1 protein-coding gene is annotated in these 501 nt (G+C 60.1%); it reads left to right on the forward strand.

The genetic code is table 11. From position 1 onward, the window contains the following. Positions 1–49 precede the first annotated feature (49 nt). A partial coding sequence (locus AWU74_RS07920) for a transporter substrate-binding domain-containing protein (RefSeq protein WP_162505074.1) occupies positions 50–501 on the forward strand: 452 nt, incomplete at its 3' end.

The raw sequence follows: 501 nt of genomic DNA on the forward strand, positions 1-501 counted from the left end.
TACGGCGCAATAACGAAACGCGCGCAAAGCGCTTTATGGAGGCTATGATATGAAAGCAGCACAGAGAATCATCGCGGCGGCGCTGGCATTCGCCGCGGCATTGTCGGCACACGCGGCGGGAAGCGCCAAGACCGGCAAGGGGAAGCCGCGCGAAATCGTCGTCGGGGCGGGGTCGGCGTCTAAGCCGTACTGGTACCTCGACGAGCGCAACAAGCTGACCGGCTTCGAGAAAGCGGTGTTTGACGAAATCGACGCGCGGCGCCCGGAGTTCACGATCAGGTATCAGGTACAGGATTTCTCCAACCTTCTCCTGTCGCTGGAAGCGGGCAAAGTCGACGTGGCGGCGTACCAGCTTGAATACAACCCCGAACGCGCAAAAAAATACCTGTACGGCACGGTGGGCTACACCACGTTTCCCCTGCATTTGGGCGTGCGCGAGGACGACTTCAGCATACGCTCGTTCGCCGACCTGAAGGGCAAAACGGTCGTGCTGACAGGAAC

This window comes from Treponema endosymbiont of Eucomonympha sp. (assembly GCF_001028545.1).